We start from the raw sequence: 5,314 nt of genomic DNA, 5'->3' as shown, positions 1-5,314 counted from the left end.
AGCCGCCGACCTCGGCAATGGCCTGCCGCTCGGCGGCCGAGGCCTCGAGCTTGCGATGCAGGCCCGTGTCGGGGATCTGCGCGGCGATGACGGGGGACCGCCAGGGATCGGGCCGGGATTCGGCATTCGGTCGGCTCATGGCGTGACATCCTCGGGGGTAGCTGGAGGAAACCTGAAGGAGGCGCGGAGCAACGCAGCCTCGCCGGCGCGGCCGAGATCGGCCTCGCTGGCCCGGGCATAGGCGGCAAGCCGCTGCGCCCGGTCCAGGCCGGTCCCGTTCAAGATATTCTTGCAGATCGCCTCTGCCAGTGCCTCGCCGCCGGCCTCCATCGCCTGGTCATAGGCCTGAACCCGGCCGTAAAACGCTTCGCCGAAAGCCCGCATCCGCTTCGGCACCGTCTGGTCGCCCACCCCCATCTCGCGCAAATTGTCGTCCATATCCTCGCAGAATCGGTCGAACAGCGCCTGGGACAGCTCGGTGGCGCCGTGGACGGTGCGCAGGCGGCGCAGCAGCAGCCACAGATGCAGCAGCAACAGGTCGAAACGCCCGTTAACCGTATCGGGCACGCCCAAGTCGCGGTAAAATATGGGTTCTCGCGCCTGCGTCACGATCATGCCATAGATGGCTTCAATGGTGCCCGACGGGGTTAGCCGGGGTTTCCTGAAGTGATTGAACGGCCAAAGCATTGTGGTTTCCGCAAGCGGGCGCGCGCGAGTTGCATTCAGAGCCTCAGCCCGGTACTTCAGCGCCTCGCGCGACGCAAGGGGACGGAATCAGTTCCGCTATGACGACAACGAACCAGACCAGCCTGCGCGCAGGCAAGCGGCGCGGCCTTCATGCACGCTGGCGCGGCTTACGCATGCTCGCGGCCGTCACCCTGATCGGTGCGGCGCTCGCGGGCTGCACCGGTGAGCAGTTTCAGAAGGGTTACATCCTGCCGCCCGGCGCGCTCGAGCAGATCCCGATCGGCGCGAGCCAGGATCAGGTGCTGATCGTGATGGGCACCCCCTCGACGGTCGCCACCCTCGACGGCGAAGTGTTCTATTACATTTCGCAGCGCTCGGAGCGCATGGTCGCCTTCATGAACCAGAAGGTGGTCGACCAGCGCGTCATCGCGATCTATTTCGACAAGAACCGGCGCGTCCGGCGGCTTGCGAATTACGGCCTGCAGGACGGCAAGATCTTCGACTTCATCAGCCGCACCACGCCGACGTCGGGGCAGGAGATGAGCTACCTCACGCCGCTGTTCAAGCTGCTCAGCTTCAACTGAGCAGAACCTTTCGAGCGAAGGTGGACATCGGTTCGCGTCAAGAAGCGCGTCAAACAAGAGGCTAGAGCCCGTTCCAATTCCACCGCAAGGTAAATGGCTCTAGCCTGCGGCGTCGTGCCGCCCTTCGCGCGGCCTTTGCCGTGGCGTGCGACTTGCCGTCACAAGTGAGGTTCCCTACGCTCCCGCCAAAGCAAGAAGCTGGGAGTGGATTCGTGTCCAAGAAACTTCAGAACACTTTGTTGTCCCGTCGTCGCGTGCTCACCGGTGCTGCCGGCCTTTCGGCCGCAGCGATCCTGCCGCGTTCGAGCCTTGCGGACTGGAAGCCCACCGAGAATGTTCGTCTCGTCGTGCCGGCCGCGGCCGGCGGCTCGACCGACGTGATGGGCCGGCTCCTGGCCGCTCATCTGCAAACCGCCTGGGGCCAGTCCGCCGTCGTGGAAAACCGCTCGGGCGGCGGCGGCACCATCGGCACCGCCGAGGTGGTCCGCGCCAAGCCCGACGGCCACACCATCCTGGTCGGCAATCCCGGTCCGAACGCGATCGCCTACAGCATCTTCAAGAATCTTACCTACAAGCCGGACCAGCTTCAGCCGGTTACCAACATGATCCGGATTCCGAACATCGTCTCCGCGCATCCGAAGACCGGCATCAAGTCGATCGCCGAGCTGATCGCCTATCTCAAGGCCAATCCGGACAAGCTCAGCTACGCCTCCTCCGGCGTCGGCCAGAGCCCTCACCTCACCGGCGCCTGGTTTCTCCAGCTCACCGGGCTGAAGATGACCCACATTCCGTTCCGCGGCGCAGGCCCGGCGCTTCAGGCCGCGCTCGCCGGCGACATCCAGATCCTGTTCGACAATCTCTATCCGAGCCTGCCGCAGGTGCAGAGCGGCACGCTCAACGGTCTTTGCGTCACCACCACCGAGCGCAGCGAGCTCGCGCCGAACCTGCCGACCATGCGCGAGAGCGCGCCGGAGCTGGCGAGTTTCGACGTCTCGTCGTGGTTCTCGGTTTTCCTGCCGAAGGGCGTCTCGCCTGAGGTGCTCAACGCGCTCAATCTTCAGGTCAAGGCGATGCTGGAGCGCGACGACATCAAGAAGCAGATCACCGCCATGGGCGCCCGCGCCGACTACGGCACGCCGCAGCAATTCGCCGCCTTCGTGGACGCCGAGACGAAGAAGTTCGCCGGCATCATCCAGAAGGAAGGCCTGCAGATGGACGTGCAGTGACGCATGGCCGCGATCTGTAGGGCGGATTAGCGAAAGCGTAATCCGCCTTCTTCTGTTCGAGTGTGGCGGATTACGCTTCGCTAATCCGCCCTACGCGCTATCCGCGGATGGACGTGCATTAGGTCTCATCTCCGTCATTGCGAGCGTAGCGAAGCAATCCAGCCTGCCACCGCGGAAAGACCCTGGATTGCTTCGTCGCAAGAGCTCCTCGCAATGACGCGGTGAGAGGGTGCAGTCCATCAAACAAAAACCCCGCGGCTCGCGCCGCGGGGTTTTGTCTTGGTTCGCCTCTGCCGCTCAGTGCGCCAGGATCGCCAGCAGCAGCAAGGCCACGATGTTGGTGATCTTGATCATCGGGTTCACCGCGGGGCCGGCCGTATCCTTGTAGGGATCGCCGACGGTGTCGCCGGTCACGGCCGCCTTGTGGGCATCAGAGCCCTTGCCGCCGAAATGACCGTCCTCGATGTACTTCTTGGCGTTGTCCCAGGCACCGCCGCCCGAGGTCATGGAGATCGCAACGAACAGGCCCGTCACGATCACGCCGAGCAGCATTGCGCCCACCGCGGAGAACGCCGCCGACTTGCCGGCCACGCCGCCACCCGCGATCGCGTAGATCAGGAAGTAGACCACGATCGGGGACAGCACCGGCAGCAGCGAGGGGATGATCATCTCCTTGATCGCCGCCTTGGTCAGCAGGTCCACCGCCTTGCCGTAATCAGGCTTGTCGGTGCCCTGCATGATGCCGGGCTTCTCGCGGAACTGGCGCCGCACCTCCTCGACGATCGCGCTTGCCGCACGTCCCACCGCGGTCATGCCCATCGCGCCGAACAGATACGGCAACAGGCCGCCGAACAGCAGGCCGACAACCACGTAGGGATTGTTTAGCGAGAAGTCCGGATTGACGCCGGCGAAGTAGGGATGATGCGCGCTGTCCGCAACGAAGAACTTGAGGTCCTGGTTGTAGGCCGCGAACAGCACGAGGGCACCGAGACCGGCGGAGCCGATCGCGTAGCCTTTCGTCACCGCCTTGGTGGTGTTGCCGACCGCGTCGAGCGCGTCGGTCGACTTGCGCACCTCCTTCGGCAGGCCCGCCATTTCGGCAATGCCGCCGGCATTGTCGGTGACGGGGCCGAACGCGTCGAGCGCGACGACCATGCCGGCCAGCGCCAGCATGGTGGCGGTCGCGATCGCGATGCCGAACAGGCCGGCGAGGCTGAAGGTGACCAGAATGCCGGCGATGATCACGATCGCGGGCAGCGCGGTCGCCTCCATCGAGACGGCAAGCCCCTGGATCACGTTGGTGCCGTGACCGGTCACCGAGGCCTGGGCGATCGACTTCACCGGACGATAGTCCGTGCCGGTGTAGTATTCGGTGATCCAGATGATAAGAGCGGTGACGACGAGGCCGACCACGCCGCATTCGAACAGCGCCATGCCGGTGTAATCGACGCCCTCGAGCTTGCCGAAGCCGATCAGGTAGTAGATCACCAACGCGATGCCGACCAGCGACAGGATGCCGGTTGCGATCAGGCCCTTGTAGAGCGCGCCCATGATCGACTGGCTCGGCCCCAGCTTGACGAAGAAGGTGCCGATGATCGAGGTGATGATGCAGATGCCGCCGATCGCGAGCGGCAGCGTCATCATGTTGGCGAGGATCGACGTCTTGGCGAAGAAGATCGCCGCGAGCACCATGGTGGCGACCGCGGTCACCGCATAGGTCTCGAACAGGTCGGCGGCCATGCCGGCGCAGTCCCCCACGTTGTCGCCGACGTTGTCGGCGATGGTCGCGGGGTTGCGCGGATCGTCCTCGGGGATGCCGGCCTCGACCTTGCCGACGAGGTCGCCGCCGACGTCCGCACCCTTGGTGAAGATGCCGCCGCCGAGACGGGCGAAGATCGAGATCAGCGAGGCGCCGAAGCCGAGCGCCACCATGGCGTCGACCACGGTGCGGCTATCGGGCGCCAGCTTCAGCGAATGGACCAGGAAGCCGAAATAGAGCGTCACGCCGAGCAGCGCGAGACCCGCCACCAGCATGCCGGTGATGGCGCCCGCCTTGAAGGCGAGCTCGAGGCCGCCGGCCAGCGACGTCGTCGCGGCCTGGGCGGTGCGCACATTGGCGCGGACCGAGACGTTCATGCCGATGAAGCCCGCGGCGCCGGACAGGATAGCGCCGATGGCAAAACCGATCGCGACATAAAGCCCGAGGAAATAGGCAAGCAGCACGAAGATGACGATGCCGACGATACCGATCGTGGTGTATTGGCGCCGCAGGTAGGCCTGTGCACCCTCAGCGACCGCTCCTGCGATCTCCTGCATGCGCGGCGACCCCGCATCCGCGCTTAACACCGAAGACGTCGCCCAAATCGCGTAGACGACGGAAAGCGCTCCGCAGAGCACAATCAACCATAATGCTGTCATGTGATGTTTGCCTCAGATCCTTGATGTACCCCCGGCGCCTTTTGTTGTCCGTCGTGCGGTGCGGCGCCTTGATTTCGAACAAAGCCGCCCCTTGCCCAAAAGGGACGGCCTTAGTCAGCCGCAAGCTTGCCAAAATCAAATTGAGGGTGCAACGCCGGATGAGGCCGAAAAAGCCGATCTCGGCAAGTATTTAGGGCAAGTCCCGAGAACTAACATGCCGGTTTGGAGCAATTCCTAGAAGTGGCTGTAGGACAGCCTCGTCAGGGCCAATTCCTGGCCCTGCCCGTCCAGGAAGCGCGGCCTCTCCTTCCCCGCGACGATGGTGCCGATCGCCGTGACGGCAAGGCCGGCCGCCCGCCCAGCGGCAATCAGTGCATCGGCCTGCGCCGGCGGGACGGT

The 5,314-nt window shown here is 64.6% G+C and carries 4 protein-coding genes and 2 pseudogenes; 2 read left to right on the top strand and 4 right to left on the bottom strand.

The genetic code is table 11. The features are described from left to right. Together MOV75_RS26415 and MOV75_RS26410 are read right to left on the bottom strand one after the other, a co-directional pair. Positions 1–139, bottom strand: a pseudogene (locus tag MOV75_RS26415) (DUF177 domain-containing protein); the annotation flags it as partial. Further along, positions 136–687 carry a ubiquinol-cytochrome C chaperone family protein gene (locus MOV75_RS26410; protein WP_246930414.1) on the bottom strand — a complete coding sequence of 184 codons (552 nt, stop codon included), beginning with the start codon at positions 685–687 and terminating at the stop codon, positions 136–138. The pseudogene MOV75_RS26415 and the gene MOV75_RS26410, both read right to left, overlap by 4 nt. Positions 688–785: 98 nt before the next feature. On the opposite strand from MOV75_RS26410, the gene MOV75_RS26405 reads away from it, so the two are divergent. Both MOV75_RS26405 and MOV75_RS26400 read left to right on the top strand, forming a co-directional pair. Continuing rightward, positions 786–1,271: an outer membrane protein assembly factor BamE gene (locus tag MOV75_RS26405; RefSeq protein WP_246930416.1), complete on the top strand. Its 486-nt coding sequence runs from the start codon at positions 786–788 to the stop codon at positions 1,269–1,271. A 212-nt stretch (positions 1,272–1,483) separates the two neighbouring features. Further along, positions 1,484–2,497: a tripartite tricarboxylate transporter substrate binding protein gene (locus MOV75_RS26400; protein WP_246930418.1), complete on the top strand. Its 1,014-nt coding sequence runs from the start codon at positions 1,484–1,486 to the stop codon at positions 2,495–2,497. A gap of 297 nt (positions 2,498–2,794) precedes the next feature. On the opposite strand, the gene MOV75_RS26395 is transcribed toward MOV75_RS26400, so the two are convergent. After that, positions 2,795–4,915, bottom strand: a complete 2,121-nt coding sequence (locus MOV75_RS26395; RefSeq protein ID WP_246930420.1) for a sodium-translocating pyrophosphatase — start codon at positions 4,913–4,915, stop codon at positions 2,795–2,797. Positions 4,916–5,149: 234 nt separating this feature from the next. Next, positions 5,150–5,314 (bottom strand): annotated as a pseudogene (locus MOV75_RS26390) (thiamine-phosphate kinase); the annotation flags it as partial.

This window comes from Bradyrhizobium sp. PRIMUS42 (assembly GCF_023006515.1).
Classification (GTDB): domain Bacteria; phylum Pseudomonadota; class Alphaproteobacteria; order Rhizobiales; family Xanthobacteraceae; genus Bradyrhizobium.
Note: the sequence above shows the minus strand (reverse complement) of the source record. Positions and strands in the feature narration are given on the sequence as shown.

What these genes read in the sequence shown, in the direction of transcription:
- MOV75_RS26395 (WP_246930420.1), bottom strand. Translation starts at nt 4,915, where the DNA reads ATGACAGCATTATGGTTGATTGTGCTCTGCGGAGCGCTTTCCGTCGTC.
- MOV75_RS26410 (WP_246930414.1), bottom strand. Translation starts at nt 687, where the DNA reads ATGCTTTGGCCGTTCAATCACTTCAGGAAACCCCGGCTAACCCCGTCG.
- MOV75_RS26405 (WP_246930416.1), top strand. Translation starts at nt 786, where the DNA reads ATGACGACAACGAACCAGACCAGCCTGCGCGCAGGCAAGCGGCGCGGC.